Genomic DNA, 15338 nt, shown 5'->3' on the forward strand with positions numbered 1-15338 from the left:
CGGTCGACATGGCTTTCAACGTCCAATCGTTCTGGGGCTTAGGGGCCCTGGAGGTCTGAGTTCGGGTACTGGGCCGGTGAGGCCCGTCCTGCCAGGGAGTGTCCGCTCCCGGTGGGAGGACCGGTGGAGAAATCAAGCCGTGGAATCGGTGCGTGTCGGTGCTGGCTGGTGGGTCACGTCCTTTCTGAGTCGGCCAGGGCCGCCGGAGGCGTTGTCGGCGGAGAAGTCCTCCGCGGGTCCGGCGGCTCGGGGGCGGTGGCGCCGATCATCCCTCACCCCCGGCGGCGACCGGTTCGGGTTCGGGACGCTGCGCCTCCCGCGCCCGCCCGATCACGGTGAATTCTTCGTGGCGGACGGAGGTCACCCCGTGCTCGTAGTCCAGCAGGGACGGGTCGTGCGGGAGGCCGCGGAGCATCCGGATCAGCGCGGAGGGCATGTCCGCCCCGGCCCGGTGGCAGTACGGGTACCCGCCGCCCATGCGGGGGTTGATGTCGATGACGCGGGCCACTCCCGCCGCGTCCTCGCGGACGTCGAGGTTGATCGGACCGGTGGGTTCCAGGAGCGCCCCGACCTGGGAGACCAGCTTCCGGAAACCCTCCGGGTCGGCGGAGGTGGCCACGTCCGGGTCCCCGGCACGCATCTGGCCGACGCGGCGGGCCATCACCCCGACCAGCTCCGAGCGTCCGTCGAGGGTGAAGATCCCGTCGACGCCGTACTCGTCGCCGGGCAGGAAGTCCTGGATGATGACGGCCTCGGTACCGTCCTCGGCCGGCCGGCCGTCCGCCCCCAGCGCGGTGCGCGCCGAGCGCTCGACGGCGTTGCGGAGACCGTCGACGTCGGGGAACTCCAGTCCGGAGGAACCCGCCCCGAAGCGGTGCTTGACCACGAATTTCGCGTCCGCCGGCGCCTTCCCGGTGACGGCCTCCGCCTCGGATCCCAGGTGGGTGGTGGGCGTCGGGATTCCCGCTGCCGCCAGTTCGAGCGCCATGGTGTACTTGTCGAGCACCATGGCCTGCTTCTCGGGGGCGAGGACGGTGACGATCGCGCCGGTCTCGCGGAGGGCGTCGGCGAGCTCGCCGGAGAGCACCTGGATTTCGTAGTCGTTCATGCACAGGAAGAGGTCCGGGCGTTCGGCGGCGAACCACCGACGCAGCTCCTCCCCGTACTCCGCGCTGTTGTAGGCGGGCATCTGCTGGGCGCGGTCCGCGATACCGAAGCCGGGGCTGGTCGCGCGGTATTCCAGCGCGATGACCTCGCCGGGGATTCCCTGGCGGCGGAGCGCGTCCCGGAACCATTGGAGGTAGTGGGCACGGCGCCCGGCGGAGGCGATGATGATCTTCAAGGGGGTCTGGCTCGCCATGGGGTGGCTCCTCATGTTCTGCCGGTCGGTCCCGGCGCTGCTGGATGAATCTCGTGGTGCGTCAAGGTGTTTTCGGGGCGGTCACGCCGCCGACGGGACGTCCGCTCCTTCAGGCGATCACCGCCGAGGGGTCGGTCAGCGGCTCGGGGGTGACCGTGTCGTCGTACCCGTCGGGTCCGCGAAGCTGACCGTCTCCGCGGGACCACAGGTTGTTCTGCAGGAACTGGGTCACGCCCCATTTGCGGCGGACCTGGGTCAGGCCCCCGTCGGCGGCGCGGACGTAGACGTTGGGCAGGTAGTCGATGAACAGGCCCTTGAAGGGCAGCGTGTAGGCGCCGAGCTTGTGGAAGGTGAGCCGGTCACCGACCCGCAGTTCGGGTTCGTCGTGCAGGGTGGTCACCCGGTCGAATTCCGTCAGCGTGGCGCCGACCAGCTTCTGGGCGGGCAGCGTGTGCGTCGACGCCGACTCGATCGTCATCTCGTAGGGCCTGGTCCGGCGGAACAGCGGATCGGTGTCGGTCCGGCTGCCGTCGATGACGACGAAGCGGGTGTCGTCGACGTTTTTCACGTCGACGACCGTCGCGTGGTACTCGAAGGGCACCGCCACCAGGCAGCCGCCGGGTTCGACGACCAGGGTGGTCTCCTCCGGGTCGACGGCTTTGACCAGTTCTTCGCGGATGACCCGGAAGTAGTCGTCGAAGCTGGGCTCGGCGTTCACGCCGCCGAAGAAGCCGCCGCCGATGTCGATCCAGTCGGGGGTGAGGTTCCGGCCGGCGACGATCTCGGCGGCCACCCGGGCGGCGGCCCGGTAGACGTCCAGGCTCTTGGACTTCGAGTTGTTGTGCATGTGCAGCCCGGCGATGCGCACCCCCGCCTCCGTGAGCTCGGCGGCGGCGGCGTCGAACTCGCCGTTGTCGAGGTTGAAGCCGAAGCGGGCGACATTGTCCTCGGAGATGAGCTCACCGGGGACCATGCGCGCCAGGTCGTAGTTGACGCGGAGGCCGACGCGGAATTCGCGATCCGGATTCTCCCTGGCGATCTCGGCGGCCCAGGTGACCTCACGCTTGGAGTCGAGGTTGACCAGGGAGCCGCACGTCAGGGCGAAGCGCAGAAGGTCACGGCTCTTGGCCGGGCCATTGAAGACGATTCGGTCCGGGGCGAAGCTGAGGGCGACGGCGAGTTCGTACTCGGTGTCGGAGACGACCTCCGCCCACGCGCCGTGGTCGCGGTAGTAGGCGACCAGCCACGGCAGGGCGTTGGTCTTGAACGAGTAGCCGAGAATGGAGTTGGGCCAGTGGGCCGCCATCGCGGACTGGAAGCTGATGCGCAGGTCATCGAGCAGGGGCTTGTCGACGACGAATGCGGGAGTCTGTGGATGAGCCGGGGAGTTGGTGGGAAAGGACAAGGCTTGCCCTCCTTGGGGAGTGGTCCGGAGGACCCTTCGGTGGGTTGATTCACGCTTTTTTCAAGGTCCTGTGTTCTTTCCTTGATTAAAGGTGATTCAGCTCTCAACCACTAGCCCCAAAAAATAGGGCTAGTCCCGGTCACCTCGGGTAATGGGGTCGTTCTCCCCCGCCGATGTCGACCCGCTGCCCACGAACATGGGCATGGTCCGGCCCTCCTCGGGCGTGATCCCCTCCCGCGCGAGGACGACCCCGACGGTCCGGATGAGGATCTTGACGTCCAACAGCAGGCTGCGGGTGTCGACGTACTCGACGTCGAGGTCGAAGCGCTCCTCCCAGGTCAGGCGGTTGCGGCCGGAGACCTGGGCCAGGCCGGTCAGTCCGGGCCGCACCTCGTGCCGACGCGCCTGGTGGGGCGAGTAGTGCTCAAGGTAACTGGTGTTGAGCGGGCGCGGCCCGACCAGGCTGAGATCACCGCGCAGGACGTTAATCAGCGAGGGCAGCTCGTCAAGGCTGGTGTGCCGGATGAAATCACCGAATCTGGTCATCCGGTAGGACTCGTCGTGGTCGTTCTCCCAGGTCCGCTCCGGATCCCGGGCCAGCATGGAACGGAATTTCAGCAGCGTGAAGGGCTCGGCGTTCAGCCCGGGCCGTTCCTGGGTGAACAGGACGGGGCTACCCATCGTCAGCCGGACGCCGACGGCAGTGGCCAGCATGACGGGCGAGAGCACGACGAGCGCGGGGACGGCCACCGCGACGTCCATCAGCCTCTTTGCACGCATACTTTTCACAGCCATGTCGGATACCTCGCTCAGGTCGGTGGGGCCACAAATCAGGTACGTGAGGACGGGTTTCCCCGCCGTCTCTCAAGCTACTCCAAGGATGCGGACCCCGTCTACGACCCGTGGGGGCCACCGCCGGTTCGGGGAGAACGCTTGCCCCGGGGCTGACAGCTACCTATGGTCTAAGTCACAGCCATCTCCAAACCTCGAGGAGAACCCCATGTCCACGACTCCCCCCGGCTACGACTACGAGGCGGACCTGCCGCCCTCCCCCGTCAGTGAGGACCAATTCGCGCAGCTGCTCACCGACGTCATGTGGACCGACGCCGATCAGGTGGCGCTGCGCCGGGCCGGCGCGATCCTCGAGCCCCGCGTCCCCGAGCTTCTCGACGCCTGGTACGACTTCATCGGCTCCACCCCGCACCTGGCGGCGACCTTCCGCAGCTCCCGCGGCAACCCCGACACGGAGTACCTCGCCCGGGTCCGGGCCCGTTTCGAGCGGTGGGTCGTCGACCTGTGCACCCGCGACTTCGACGCGCGCTGGCTGGCGTACCAGGAGGAGATCGGCAAGCGGCATCACCCCCAGCGCAAGAACGTCACCGACCACGTCGATTCCGGGATCGGGCACGTGCCGATGAAGGACATGATGGCGTTGATCGTCCCGGTCACCCTCACCGTCCGCGGCTTCCTCGAGCAGGGCGAGACCGACCGTGCCCAGGTCGACGACATGCAGGTGGCCTGGTTCAAGGCGCTGACGGTCACGCTCGTGCTCTGGGCCCGCCCCTACGCCGGAGACCTCTGGTAGCTAGCCCTCGAGCTCGGCCCAGACCGCGTCGTTGGTCTCGGCCCACAGCGGGTTGGCCCACGCGCCAAAGTCCCGGTCGGTCAGGGCGACCATGCCCCGGCCGGTCGGGCGGTGCACCCACAGGTAGGTGCCGCTCTGGCCGAAGTGGCCGGCCACGTCCGCCGGCATCCCCTTCCCGAGCCAGTGCGGTGACTTGGTGCCGTGCAGCTCAAAGCCCAGCCCCCAGGGGTTGGGCTTGTGCATGCCGTAACCGGGCACGGTGCCACGCAGACCCGGGAACTGATCCGTGACAATCTCCGCCACGGTCGACTCGTGCAGCAGACTCGGCTCGAGCACTTCGAGGATGAACCTGCTCATGTCCTCGACGGTGGAGCTCATGTCGTGGCCGGCGGAGCCGTGCAGCCGCGTGTCCCCCATGCCCAGGGGGGCGAGGACGGCCTCCGCCAGATACTCCGGAAAGGGCAGGCCGCTGAGCTTCTCGACGCCCTCCGCCAGGATCTCGAACCCCGCGGAGGAGTAGATTCGCCGGTCCCCGGCCGGGCGCTCCGGTGCGCGGTCCCGGAAGCCCACGCCCGAGGCGTGGGCGAGCAGGTGCCGGACGGTGGCGCCCTCCGGCCCCATCGGCTGGTCGAGTTCGAGAACGCCCTCCTCCACGGCCACGAGGAATCCCCAGGCGGCGACGGGTTTGGTCACGCTGGCCAGGGCGAAGACCCGCCCGGTGTCCCCGGTGCGCCAGAGACGGCCGTCGGCGATCACCGCCGCCGCGGCGTGATCGACGGGCCAGTGTCCTACCTGCTGCAGTGCCTCAAGTGTGTCCATACCGTCTCATCCTATCGACGCCGCCGATCCCCGGGGCCGCGCTTTCCCGTGTCCCGGGTCAGGAGATCCCCAGCCCAGCCCCGAGCTTCTCGACGATGGTGCGGTGGAAGAGGTTCATCTGCGGGCCGACCACGTGATCGAAACCGTGGTACGCGCCGGTGGGCTGGAACCAGTCGAGGTGGACGCCGGCGTCGATGAGCGCCCTGGCGTAGTCACGGTCCTCGGCGAAGAAGAGGTCGAGGGAGCCCACCCCGATGAAGGTCGGCGGGGAGCCGGCGAGATCGGTGCGCCGGGCGGGGGCGGCGTAGTCCGGCAGCGACTCCGCGCCGGGGCCGCCGACCTCGGCGAGGTAGAGCTCCCAGGCCGCCCTGTTCAGCGCGGGGGTCCACACGAAGCGGCCGACCGCGCCCTGAGGTTCGGTGACCCGCACAGCTGTGCGGTCGTCGAGCTTCGGGTAGACCAGCAGCTGGTAGTCGATCCGGACGTTCTCGTCGATGGCGCGCTGGGTGACGCCGGCGGCCAGCCCGCCGCCGGCGGAGGCGCCACCGACCGCGATGCGGGAGTGGCCCTGCTGACGCAGCCAGGCCAGGGCGGTCCAGGCGTCGTCCAGCCCGGCGGGAAAGGGCGCCAGCGAGTAGCGCGGGGCCACGACGGTGATGCCCAGCTCGGCGGCGATGTAGGTGAGCAGCCGGTCGTCCTGGGCGGGGGTGCCCAGGGCGTGGCCGCCGCCGTGGAACCAGAGCAGCGCGGCGGTGTCGGACTGGCGCGGGCCGTCGACGGGGCGGTGGACGCGCATGCGCAGGCCGGCGTGGCGCTCGACGGTGGTGGCCACGCCCTCCCGGGACTTGCCGGGGACCGGAAGGAGGCGGGTGACCCGGCCGACCGCGCGCAGCACCGCCGGGCTGGAGGTCTCCACCGGGTAGTTGATCAGACGGGTCTGCAGATGCGGGTGCACGGCCTTCTGGTGGCGGGCGCGCTCCCGGGCGGCGTCGGTGGCGAGCCAGGCCTGCAGGGCGCCGGTGGTGAGCACGGCGGCGCCGGCGAGGTTGCCGAGCATGTGGAGGGGGTTGCGCATGCGTCCGAGTCTAGTGCGGTCGGGCGGCGCCGAAGGGGTGCTCGCGTCGAAAAGCGCAGGTCCGGCACAGTTCCTCGCCCTCGGCGGGTCGAAAACGCTGGTGACAGCGGGTGCAGCGGGCGGTCTCGACGGTCTCGAGGACGACCTGCGGCTGGTTGGCCAGCGTCCGCAGGGAAACCGCTCCGGCGGAGCCGAGCGCCGAGGAGGGGCAGAGCCGGACGCAGCGCTGGCAGGAATCGCAGGAGGTGCGGTCGTGGATCAGCTCGGTGCTCCCCTCCCCGGCCAGGGAAAGCGCGTCATTGGGGCAGGCCAGGACGCAGACGCTGCAGGCGGTGCAGCCCTGGGAGTGCAGGGCGGTGGCGGTGGTCGGGCGGTCGTAGGCGACGCCGAGGGCGCGCAGCGCGGTGGCCAGGCGGACGTCGGCGGCGGCGCCGGTGTCGATCGGCGCGTGTGCGGTGGCCCCGAGCAGGGCGCGGCGCGGCAGGGGCGCCTGGTCCACGGGAACCTCGGCGGCGGTGAGCATGACCAGGCCGGTGGGCACGGCGGCCAGGGGCAGCGCCTCGAGGACCTCGGTGCGCTCGGGACAGGCCAGGGCGAGGGAGGTCGCGCCGGCGAGCAGGAGCTCGGGGACCATGTAGTCGGGCAGCTGGCGCACGCAGGTGCGCAGTCGCAGCGGCGTGTGGGTGCGGGGCAGGCGCGGGGCCTGGCTGTGGTCGCAGAGCAGGACGATCTCGGGGTGGGTGGTCGCCACCCAGGCCAGGAGCCGTCGGTAGCTCATGAGACCAGGTCGTAGGCGGAGGCGATGAGTCCCTCGGTCAGATCCGGCAGGGCGCGGTAGATCGCGGTGCTCGCGTGGCTCCGGGTGGCGGCGCAGACCTGCGGGGCGAAGGTGGCCAGGTGATCGTCGAGGAATTCGCGCAGCAGCGGCGCGGCATCCTGCCCGTTGTTGATCGCGCGGGCGCATTCGGCGAGAAACGCGATCTCCAGGCCGATGTGGTCGTCGGGGTAGCGCGGGTCCGGGGCCCTGAAGCCGAGACGGGCGTAGGCGGCGCGCACCTGGGCGGCGCGTTCGTCCATGACCAGGCCGTCGCCGGAGAAGTAGGGCGACTCATAGGGCTGGGCCAGGGGCGCGGACACCCCGGTGTAGAGGTAGAGGTGGTCGTGGGCCAGCTGCTCCGCGGTGTCCGCTCCCCCGTTCAGCGCGGCCAGGCCGCGGGCGGAGGAGGCGTCGGCGAGCGGCCAGGCCTCGAGCATGGTCGGGTTCTGCAGGTTCTCGCGCAGGCCGCGTGAGGGGGCGGCCAGGTACAGCGGGCTGATCACCAGGGCGGCGGTGAGGACGCGCTGGGCTGATTCTTTGCTCATGTCAGATTCCAATCCGGTCGTTGGCGCCGTAGAAGATGAAGCGGCCGATGAGGGCGCTGAGGCTGACGAGTAGGTAGGCGGCGGTGACCAGGACGAGCAGGGTGCGTTGGGCCCGGACCTGCTGGATGGAGCCGTCCTCGGCCCGGGCGGCCAGCTGGACCAGGGACAGGCCCATGAGTCCGGCGCCGGCGATGAGCAGGGCCACTCGGAGGATGAACCAGAGCATGGGGAAGGCGTACTCGGCGGGGTTGACGGAGTCGGGGCGGCCGTAGAAGAACATGAGCACGACCAGCTCGAGCGGCAGGAGCACGACGACGGTGACGCCGATCCAGCGCAGCGCGGTGGCGACGAGCGCGAGCACCTCGTTCTCGTCGACGTCCTCCTGGTCCCGGTGGGCCGGCATGAGGCGGTTGAGCCACCCGGCGTGGCGCAGGAAGGGCCAGGAGGCGAAGGCGACGCCGATGGCCAGCGCGCCGGTGGACAGCGCGGTGAGATAGAACTGCGCCGGGGTGGTCCAGTGGTCCCAGGCCGGGATGGTCGGCAGCATGTAGAGCCGGGCCATCGTCCAGATGAACACCACGCCGACGACGGCGGTGAGCACGGCGAGCACCGTGCGGACCCGGGCGCTGAACCAGCGGAAGTACTGGGCCAGGGCGAAGAGGAAGCCGGCGGCGGCGAAGACGACGCCCGCGAGCACCTCCTGCGTCAGCGCGGAGCTGTTCCACCCGCGCAGCGCGTTGAGCGCGTGGAGGGGGTTGCCGAGGTGGAAGAAGGCGGCGAGGAAGCCGGCGACCATGATGGGACCGATCGCGTAGAGGGCGGGCGTGGCGACGCGGTCGATGACCCGGGTGGAATGGGTGCGCCGGCCCAGGACCTGGATGAGGCCGAGGACGATGAAGGCGCCGACGGCCATCTGACCGAAGACCGTGAACAGCGTCAACGGCCACTCGTGGGTGTTCACAAGCGATACCTTTCTGGCTAGATTTCTGCGCGGTTGGCGATGTCACCGTCGGAGGACTGCCACGGCTGGGCGTCCCGGTGCGGGGTGATGACGAGATTGGGTTCGGTCAGCGTCGGATCCGGCAGCGGGGCGACGGCGCTGACGTCGCCGTACTTCGCCCGCAGCTCGTCGATCGGGCCCCAGTCCAGGGCCCGGGAGGGGCAGGCGGTGACGCAGGCGGGTTCCTCACCTTGCGAGCGGTAGTCGCGGCACATGTCGCACTTGCTCATCATCCCGGTCTCCGGGTTGAACTGCGGCGCGGAGTAGGAGCAGGCCCATTCGCAGTAGCGGCAGCCGACGCACTTGCTCTGGTCGACGTGGACGATGCCGTCCTCGCCCTTGGTCATCGCGGTGGTCGGGCAGACCTCCACGCACATGGGCACGTCGCAGTGATTGCAGCTGATCGAGGTGTAGTAGGTGTAGGTGTCGTGGTTGAAGGTGCCGTCGCTGCCCACCTGCCACGTGCCGCCGGAGTACTCGACGACGCGGCGCCAGTTGGTGCCCAGCGGGGTGTCGTGCTTGTCCTTGCAGGCGACCTGGCAGGCCTTGCAGCCGTTGCACAGTTCCTGGTTGAAATAGAAGCCGAGCTGAGTGGTCATGGGTTCTAGGCCTTCTCTACCTGGACGATGGTGGTGTGCTGGGCGTTGCCCTTGGCGATCGGCGAGGGACGCCAGCTGGTCAGCGTGTTGACCGAGGAACCGACGTCGACGCCCTCCTTGTTGAGGTCGAACCAGGAGCCCTGCGGAATGGAGATCACGCCCGGCGCGATGCGCGGGGTCACCCGCGCGATGGAGCGCACCCGGCCCCGGTCGTTGTAGGCGTAGACGGCGTCCTCGTTCTCGATGCCGCGGGCGTGCGCGTCGAGGGTGTTGATCCACAGGATCTGCGGGTGGGCGTCGTCGCAGAGCCAGTCGACGTTGCCGTAGGTGGAGTGGGTGCGGCCCTTGAAGTGGTGGCCGATGCACTGCAGCGGATACTTGTCGCTGGTCCGCGCCTCCATGGCCCCCTCCCAGGTGTCGACGTGCTCGGGCAGCGCGGTGATGCGGTCCCCCGGGATGTTGGCGTCGAACTCCCATTCCTCGGCCAGGTCGGCGAGCGCCTGCGAGTAGATCTCGATCTTGCCGGAGGGCGTCGGCAGCGGGTTGGCCGCCGGGTCCTCGCGGAACTCCTTGAGCGGGATGACCGATTCACCCTCGCGGCGCCAGATGCCCATCTCCTTGAGCTCCCCGTAGTCCGGCAGCTCGCCGATCTCCTTGCGGGACTCGTCGAGGGTGTGCTGGACCCACTCCTGCTGGGTGCGGCCCTCGGTGAACTTCTCGCGCACCCCGAAGCGCTCGGCCAGATCGGCGAGCACGTCGTAGATCGGGCGGCAGTTGTACAGCGGGGTCAGTGCCTGGGAGGCGAGGATGGTGTACTCCATGTTGCCCGAGGACCCCTGCGCGATGACGTCCTCCTGCTCCGCGGTGGAGGCGTCGGGAAGCACGTAGTCGGCCATCCGCGCCGAGGTCGTCATCTGGATGTCGGAGACGACGATGAGCTCGGCCTTGTCCTCGTCCCTGAGGAGGTTCATGGTGCGGTTGATGTCGCCGTGCTGGTTGGTCAGGGCGTTTCCGCCGTACTGCCAGATCATCTTGATCGGCACGTCGAGCCGGTCCCGGCCGCGCACGCCGTCGCGGGTGGCGGTCATCTCGGCGCCGCGGTCGACGGCGTCGGTCCAGGTCGCCACGGAGATGGCGGTCTCCACCGGGTTCTCGTACTGCGTGTTGAAGGGGCTGGCCATGGGCAGGCTTGCCGACGCCTCCCGTCCGCCCGTGCCGCCGCCGGGGATGCCGGGCTGTCCCAGCAGGCAGGCCAGGGTGAACACGGCGCGGGCCTGGTTCTCGCCGTTGGCGTGACGCTGCGGTCCCCAGCCCTGGGTGATGGCGACCGGCTTGGCGCCGCCCATTTCGCGGGCGAGCTGGCGGATGCGGGTGGCCGGCACCCCGGTGACGCCGGCGGCCCATTCCGGGGTCTTCGCCGTCCGGTCGGGGCCGCGGCCTTCGATGTAGGAGCGGTAGTCGGAGTTGGGCGCGGCCTCCTTCGGCAGCGTTTTCTCGTCGAAGCCGACGCAGTAGGTGTCCAGGAATTCCTGGTCGTGCAGGTTTTCCTCGATGAGTACATGGGCGATGCCGGCGACCAGGGCGGCGTCCGTGCCGGGGCGCAGCGCAACCCATTCGTCGCCGAGGCCGACGGCGGTCTCGGAGTAGCGCGGGTCAATGACGATGGTCTTGACGCCGTGGTCCTGCTTGATCTTCTGGGTGACCATGGTTTCGCCGCCGCCGGACATGCGGGTCTCGAGCGGGTTGTTGCCGAACATGACCTGCAGCTTGGCGTTTTTCACGTCGTCGAAGCTGTTGGACGGGGTCCACTCGCCGTAGAAGTAGGGGTAGGCGCCGGCGATCTGCGCCGAGGAGTAGTCGCCGTAGTGGTTGAGGTAGCCGCCGATGAGGTTCATCAGGCGGGCGAAGGGGGTCTGGATCGGCGGCCACGAACGCGCGATCGTCGCGCCGATAGTGCCGGTGCCGTACTGCAGGTAGATGGACTCGTTGCCGTAGTCGGCCAGCAGCTGCTTCATCTTGTCGGCGATCTCATCAAGGGCCTGCTCCCAGGAAATCTCCTCCCACTGCCCCGCCCCGCGTTCGGTGCCGGCGACGCGCTTGAGCGGGGTCTTCAGGCGATCCGGGTTGTAGATGCGGTGGCGGATGGAGCGGCCACGCACGCACGCCCGGATCTGCTGGGAGCCGACCTCGTCGGTGCCCGTGTTGTCCGGCAGCACCCGGGTGACGCGCCCGTCCTCCACCACCAGGCGCAACGGACAACGGGAGCCGCAGTTGACGGTGCAGGCGGACCAGACGATCTTCTGCCCTTCCGGTGCGTTGTCTGACTCCTGCGCGAATGCGGCGTTGTGCTTGCCGACGCCCGGCGTCGCCCCGAACTGCGTCGCGCTCACCAGCGCGGTGGTGGCGCCGACCGCACCCGTCCACGCGAGAAATGACCGGCGTGACACCCCATTGACGGCATTGCCCATTCCTGCCCACACTCCCCAATTCAATGTATGACCTATTGACGTATCCGCAGGTTAATGAAATGAATCGGATTCGGCTACCAGTTAAATAGGTAATGGGAATGTGGCCTAAATGCCCGTTCGGACACTTGAAAATCCAAGGAAGGGCCTGACCACAGGAAAGGGGGAGGCGGGCATTTCGGGCCCGCACACTGCGACAACGGAACATCCGTACGGTTTGTGGCAAAATTCACTCAGGAGAATGGGATTCAAACGGTCACCAAACAAAAATAACCAGACTTTTTCTGTCGTTTGATCGGCCTCTCCGGGATGTGAAGAGTGTCCCTCGGCTCTGAAACGGGCCCTCAGGAGCGGGGCCGTGGGCGATCACCTTCCCGAGACCGCAGGGAAGGCGTTCGGAACGTCGTCGCCTCCCCGCCGGTTGCGCAAATATTGTCTCCTCGACTTTCGCCCGACCGATAAGCGTGTCACCATGTGCGCCATGAAGACTCGCATCTCCCTTCTGTCCATTGCCGCCGCCGCCGTCGTGACCATGTCCCCCACCATCGCCGCCGCCGACCCCATCGACGACGCCCTCGCCAAACTGCCGGCCGGCGAGATCACCTGTGAGCAGGCCGAGTCCTACTGGACCACCGAATCCGAGTACGAGGCCATCCGCGCCCAGGCCCAGATCGTCGCCACGTTCCATGACCGCGGCGATGACATCGTCGCGGCGCTGGCCCGTGTCGACGAGGCCGCCGACCGGTGCGGCCTGAAGGAGGAAGCCGACGGCAAGCCGGGCACCCCGGCCACCCCGGCTCAGCCGGCGAAGCCCGCCACCCCGGCGCAGCCGGCCACCCCGGGACCGAAGGGCACACCGGGCAAGCCGGAGCACGCCGCCACCCCGGCCACCCCGGCGATTGCCGCCGCCCCGGCCACCCCGGCCGAGGAGGACACTGCGGACAACTACATCGACGAGCTCCTGCCCACGGTCCTGGAGTACTTCGAGGAGAACCGCGACGCCATCCTGGCCGCTCTGCCGGAGCTCAGCTCCGAGGCCTAAACGCCACCTTTTCACTTCCCGCCGTAGCCTCGACTGGTCCCGGTCGAGGCTACTTTTCTGCCGTTTTACGTGCCCTGCCCGAATACCTGCCGGGCGTGGGGATCTCGGCACGCCGGGGCGGCACAGTACCGTCGCCGAGTGTCGCCGCCTGAACGCCACCGAACAGGTCGCTGAACCGCCCCCACGACCACCGCGCCCGGACTACCCTCGGGCACATGAGCACTTCCTTCGAATATTCCACCGTCATTTTCAGGACCACCCCGGCCGCGGTCTACGACGCCCTCATCGACCGTGACGCCATCGACTTCTACATGGGCGGCACCGGCCCGAAGATGGCCGACGGTGGCAGCTGGCGGGTCGGCGACAGGATCCTCTGGGCCGGCGAACCCGACAGGTTCAACGACTGGGGCCAGGTGGTCACCATCGCCGAGCCGGGCAAGAAGCTCTCCTACACCTGGCACACCCTTTCCGACGTCTACCCCGAGCGCTACAACGAGAGCAACGACCATGAACGCACGGAGGTGACCTGGATCGTCAACGGCATCGAGGGCTTCGAGGAACACGGCGGCGCCGTTCACCTGCGGCTGGTGCACTCCGGTTTCAGCTCCGTGCAGTCCGAGATGTACCACGGGGTCTCGGAAGGCTGGGTCTACATCGTCTCCGCGCTGAAGACCTATCTGGAGAAGCCGCTCGACGATCGAGCCAGGTAGATGCCCACCTACACGGTTGCTTCTCGACGCGGGCTCATCGACCAGGAGCACCGCCGGGACGTCGCCACGCTGCTGACGGATCTCCACGCCGAGATCGCGCGGGCGCCGCGCTACCTCGTGCAGGTCATCTTCCACGAGCTCGAGCCCGGGGCGCTGTTCCTCGCCGGAACCGAGGCCCCGGAGGGTCACGTGTGGGTCCGCGCCGACATCCGCTCCGGTCGAAGCGGGGCCCGGAAAACCGCGCTGCTGGAACAGGTCACCGCGAAGGTGGCCGAACTGTTGGGGCTGCCGCCGACGAATGTGTGGGTCTACCTCAACGAGATCCCCGGCGCGCACATGACCGAGTACGGATCCCCGCTTCCCGAACCCGGGCGGGAGGAGGACTGGTTCAGCGCCCTGCCTGAGGAAGTGCGGGCCCGGCTGGACCGGTTTCCTTGAGCTCCGGGTGAACCGCTCCTAGGGTCGCTCCCCCAGCTCCACCCCGAGGAGGCGGTCCAGGGCCATGTTGATCTGCTCCGGCACCTCCAGCGGGATCATGTGCCCGGCACCGTGGGCGATCTGCAGGTAGGACTTCGGCCAGAGTTCCACCAGCCGCTCCGACTGGGACAGCGGAACCACGTGGTCCAGTTCGCCGACGATGACGTAGCCCGGGGTGTCCCGGAGTCTGCGGGCGGCCTCCACCTCCTGGTGGGACTGCAGGTCGTCGATGAACCCGAGGATGGTCGCGGTCGGGGTCTCGTTGATCAGCTGCGCGTGGAAGTCGATGATGTCCGCGTCGGTCGAACGCATGAACACACCCACCGCCAGGATCGGGGCGATCAGGCCCGCGATGCGTTCGCGCCCGGGGAAGGCGCTGGCGGGTCTGTTCTCGAAGTGTTCGACGAGGCGGTCGACCAGGGCGGTGTTGAGCAGCTGAGCGATCCCGGCGCCGGCCATCTCCTCGACGGACGCGGACACCTCGATGACGCCGGCGAGACGCTCCGCGACGGCGGGTTCCGCCCGGCGGACGGCGGCCAGCGACACCGGCCCGCCGAGGGAGTGCCCGAGCAGGACCAGCCGCCCCGAGGCGGCCCGGGAGCGGATGACGGCCAGCACGTCCTCGGCGGCCAGGTCGACGGTGCACTTCTCGACGCTGACCCGCTCACTGCGCCCGTGCCCGCGCAGGTCCAGGAGCAGCAGCCGCACCCCGGGCCAGTGCTCGCGGAGGTGGCGGACCTGAAAGAAGAAGGACTCCGACGAGAGCGTGAAGCCGTGGACGAAGACGACGGTGGTCTCGGCGTCGAGTGGCCCGTACTCGGTCCAGAAGATGCTCGCGCCGGAGGCGGCGACGTGGCCGGAGCGGTCGGCGTCGGCAAGCTTGCTGACGCGGTTGCGGGGATCCGGCGGGTGCTGGCGCGGGCCGCGGCGGCGCAGGCGGCTCAACGCGCGGGTCTGCGGGAGAAGGCGGGCCGGGGCCGTCGCCACCTCGGTCAGGCGGGCGAGCGCTCCCGTCGGATTCTTCCTCTTGCGCAGACTCACAGTCAACGACCTTAAGTGAGCGCTCAGCCCGCCGCCGAATCCCGCCAGCTAGGATGGGCGCATGCAGTTCGCAGACTCGGGATCGCTCCAGGACCAGCTCGCCGCCAAGTTCGGCGGGCGTGACGACGCCACGGAAGACAAGGACGCGCCCACCACGACGGCGGGTCGGCTGGCGAAGCTGATCGAGAAGGTCGCCGGCGTCGAGGCGCAGGCCGTCACCGAGGACAGGCGGCTGGCGGACCTCGGCGTCGATTCGCTCGACCGCATCGAGATGACGGTGCGCGCCGAGGAGGAATTCGGTCGCCGGATCGACGAGGAGGACGTCAACGAGTGGGAAACGGTGGCCGACGTGGTCGCGTTTCTCGATTCCGACGACAAGTGACGACCACTGGGTGCAC

Annotated in this window: 16 protein-coding genes; 5 read left to right on the top strand and 11 right to left on the bottom strand. The window is 68.9% G+C overall.

Annotation, left to right across the window (positions count from 1 at the left end; translation table 11 throughout):
* Positions 1 to 265: 265 nt before the first annotated feature.
* From CGUA_RS09245 to CGUA_RS09255, 3 genes are all read right to left on the bottom strand, one after another.
* Complete coding sequence (locus CGUA_RS09245; RefSeq protein ID WP_290194976.1) at positions 266 to 1360, bottom strand: ATP-grasp domain-containing protein; 1095 nt, start codon at positions 1358 to 1360, stop codon at positions 266 to 268.
* A 109-nt stretch (positions 1361 to 1469) separates the two neighbouring features.
* Positions 1470 to 2765, bottom strand: coding sequence for a type III PLP-dependent enzyme domain-containing protein (locus CGUA_RS09250; protein WP_290194978.1), 1296 nt, complete (start codon positions 2763 to 2765; stop codon positions 1470 to 1472).
* Between the two features lie 129 nt (positions 2766 to 2894).
* The gene (locus tag CGUA_RS09255) at positions 2895 to 3560 is read right to left on the bottom strand and encodes a sugar transferase (RefSeq protein ID WP_290194980.1); all 666 of its coding nucleotides are present in this window, start codon (positions 3558 to 3560) and stop codon (positions 2895 to 2897) included.
* Between the two features lie 205 nt (positions 3561 to 3765).
* Here CGUA_RS09255 and CGUA_RS09260 point away from each other — a divergent pair, with 205 nt between their 5' ends.
* Positions 3766 to 4350: a protoglobin domain-containing protein gene (locus CGUA_RS09260; protein WP_290194982.1), complete on the top strand. Its 585-nt coding sequence runs from the start codon at positions 3766 to 3768 to the stop codon at positions 4348 to 4350.
* Here CGUA_RS09260 and CGUA_RS09265 read toward each other — a convergent pair whose 3' ends face one another.
* The 7 genes from CGUA_RS09265 to CGUA_RS09295 are packed head-to-tail and all read right to left on the bottom strand — an operon-like array spanning position 4351 to position 11673.
* Complete coding sequence (locus CGUA_RS09265) at positions 4351 to 5169, bottom strand: serine hydrolase domain-containing protein (protein WP_290194983.1); 819 nt, start codon at positions 5167 to 5169, stop codon at positions 4351 to 4353. It abuts the gene before it with no gap.
* Positions 5170 to 5227: 58 nt separating this feature from the next.
* Complete coding sequence (locus tag CGUA_RS09270; RefSeq protein ID WP_290194986.1) at positions 5228 to 6244, bottom strand: alpha/beta hydrolase fold domain-containing protein; 1017 nt, start codon at positions 6242 to 6244, stop codon at positions 5228 to 5230.
* Positions 6245 to 6254: 10 nt separating this feature from the next.
* Entirely contained in the window at positions 6255 to 7022 is a 768-nt protein-coding gene (locus tag CGUA_RS09275; RefSeq protein ID WP_290194988.1) for a 4Fe-4S dicluster domain-containing protein, read from the bottom strand.
* A complete protein-coding gene (locus CGUA_RS09280) occupies positions 7019 to 7606 on the bottom strand; it encodes a TorD/DmsD family molecular chaperone (RefSeq protein ID WP_290194990.1) in 588 nt (195 codons plus the stop codon). Before CGUA_RS09280 ends, CGUA_RS09275 begins: the two co-directional genes overlap by 4 nt.
* 1 nt (position 7607) lies before the next feature.
* A complete protein-coding gene (locus tag CGUA_RS09285; protein WP_290194992.1) occupies positions 7608 to 8567 on the bottom strand; it encodes a dimethyl sulfoxide reductase anchor subunit family protein in 960 nt (319 codons plus the stop codon).
* Positions 8568 to 8584: 17 nt separating this feature from the next.
* A complete protein-coding gene (locus CGUA_RS09290) occupies positions 8585 to 9205 on the bottom strand; it encodes a DMSO/selenate family reductase complex B subunit (protein ID WP_290194994.1) in 621 nt (206 codons plus the stop codon).
* 5 nt (positions 9206 to 9210) lie between these two features.
* On the bottom strand, positions 9211 to 11673 hold the full coding sequence (locus CGUA_RS09295) for a DMSO/selenate family reductase complex A subunit (protein ID WP_290194996.1): 2463 nt from the start codon (positions 11671 to 11673) through the stop codon (positions 9211 to 9213).
* A 478-nt stretch (positions 11674 to 12151) separates the two neighbouring features.
* Here CGUA_RS09295 and CGUA_RS09300 point away from each other — a divergent pair, with 478 nt between their 5' ends.
* The 3 genes from CGUA_RS09300 (at position 12152) to CGUA_RS09310 (ending at position 13860) form a co-directional block, all read left to right on the top strand.
* Positions 12152 to 12712: a hypothetical protein gene (locus CGUA_RS09300; RefSeq protein WP_290194998.1), complete on the top strand. Its 561-nt coding sequence runs from the start codon at positions 12152 to 12154 to the stop codon at positions 12710 to 12712.
* A gap of 215 nt (positions 12713 to 12927) precedes the next feature.
* The gene (locus CGUA_RS09305) at positions 12928 to 13422 is read left to right on the top strand and encodes an SRPBCC domain-containing protein (protein ID WP_290195000.1); all 495 of its coding nucleotides are present in this window, start codon (positions 12928 to 12930) and stop codon (positions 13420 to 13422) included.
* The gene (locus tag CGUA_RS09310; protein ID WP_290195002.1) at positions 13423 to 13860 is read left to right on the top strand and encodes a tautomerase family protein; all 438 of its coding nucleotides are present in this window, start codon (positions 13423 to 13425) and stop codon (positions 13858 to 13860) included.
* An 18-nt stretch (positions 13861 to 13878) separates the two neighbouring features.
* Here CGUA_RS09310 and CGUA_RS09315 read toward each other — a convergent pair whose 3' ends face one another.
* A complete protein-coding gene (locus CGUA_RS09315) occupies positions 13879 to 14940 on the bottom strand; it encodes an alpha/beta fold hydrolase (protein WP_290195004.1) in 1062 nt (353 codons plus the stop codon).
* 61 nt (positions 14941 to 15001) lie between these two features.
* Here CGUA_RS09315 and CGUA_RS09320 point away from each other — a divergent pair, with 61 nt between their 5' ends.
* A complete protein-coding gene (locus CGUA_RS09320; RefSeq protein ID WP_290195005.1) occupies positions 15002 to 15322 on the top strand; it encodes an acyl carrier protein in 321 nt (106 codons plus the stop codon).
* Positions 15323 to 15338: the final 16 nt, after the last annotated feature.

This window comes from Corynebacterium guangdongense (assembly GCF_030408915.1).
GTDB lineage: Bacteria > Actinomycetota > Actinomycetes > Mycobacteriales > Mycobacteriaceae > Corynebacterium > Corynebacterium guangdongense.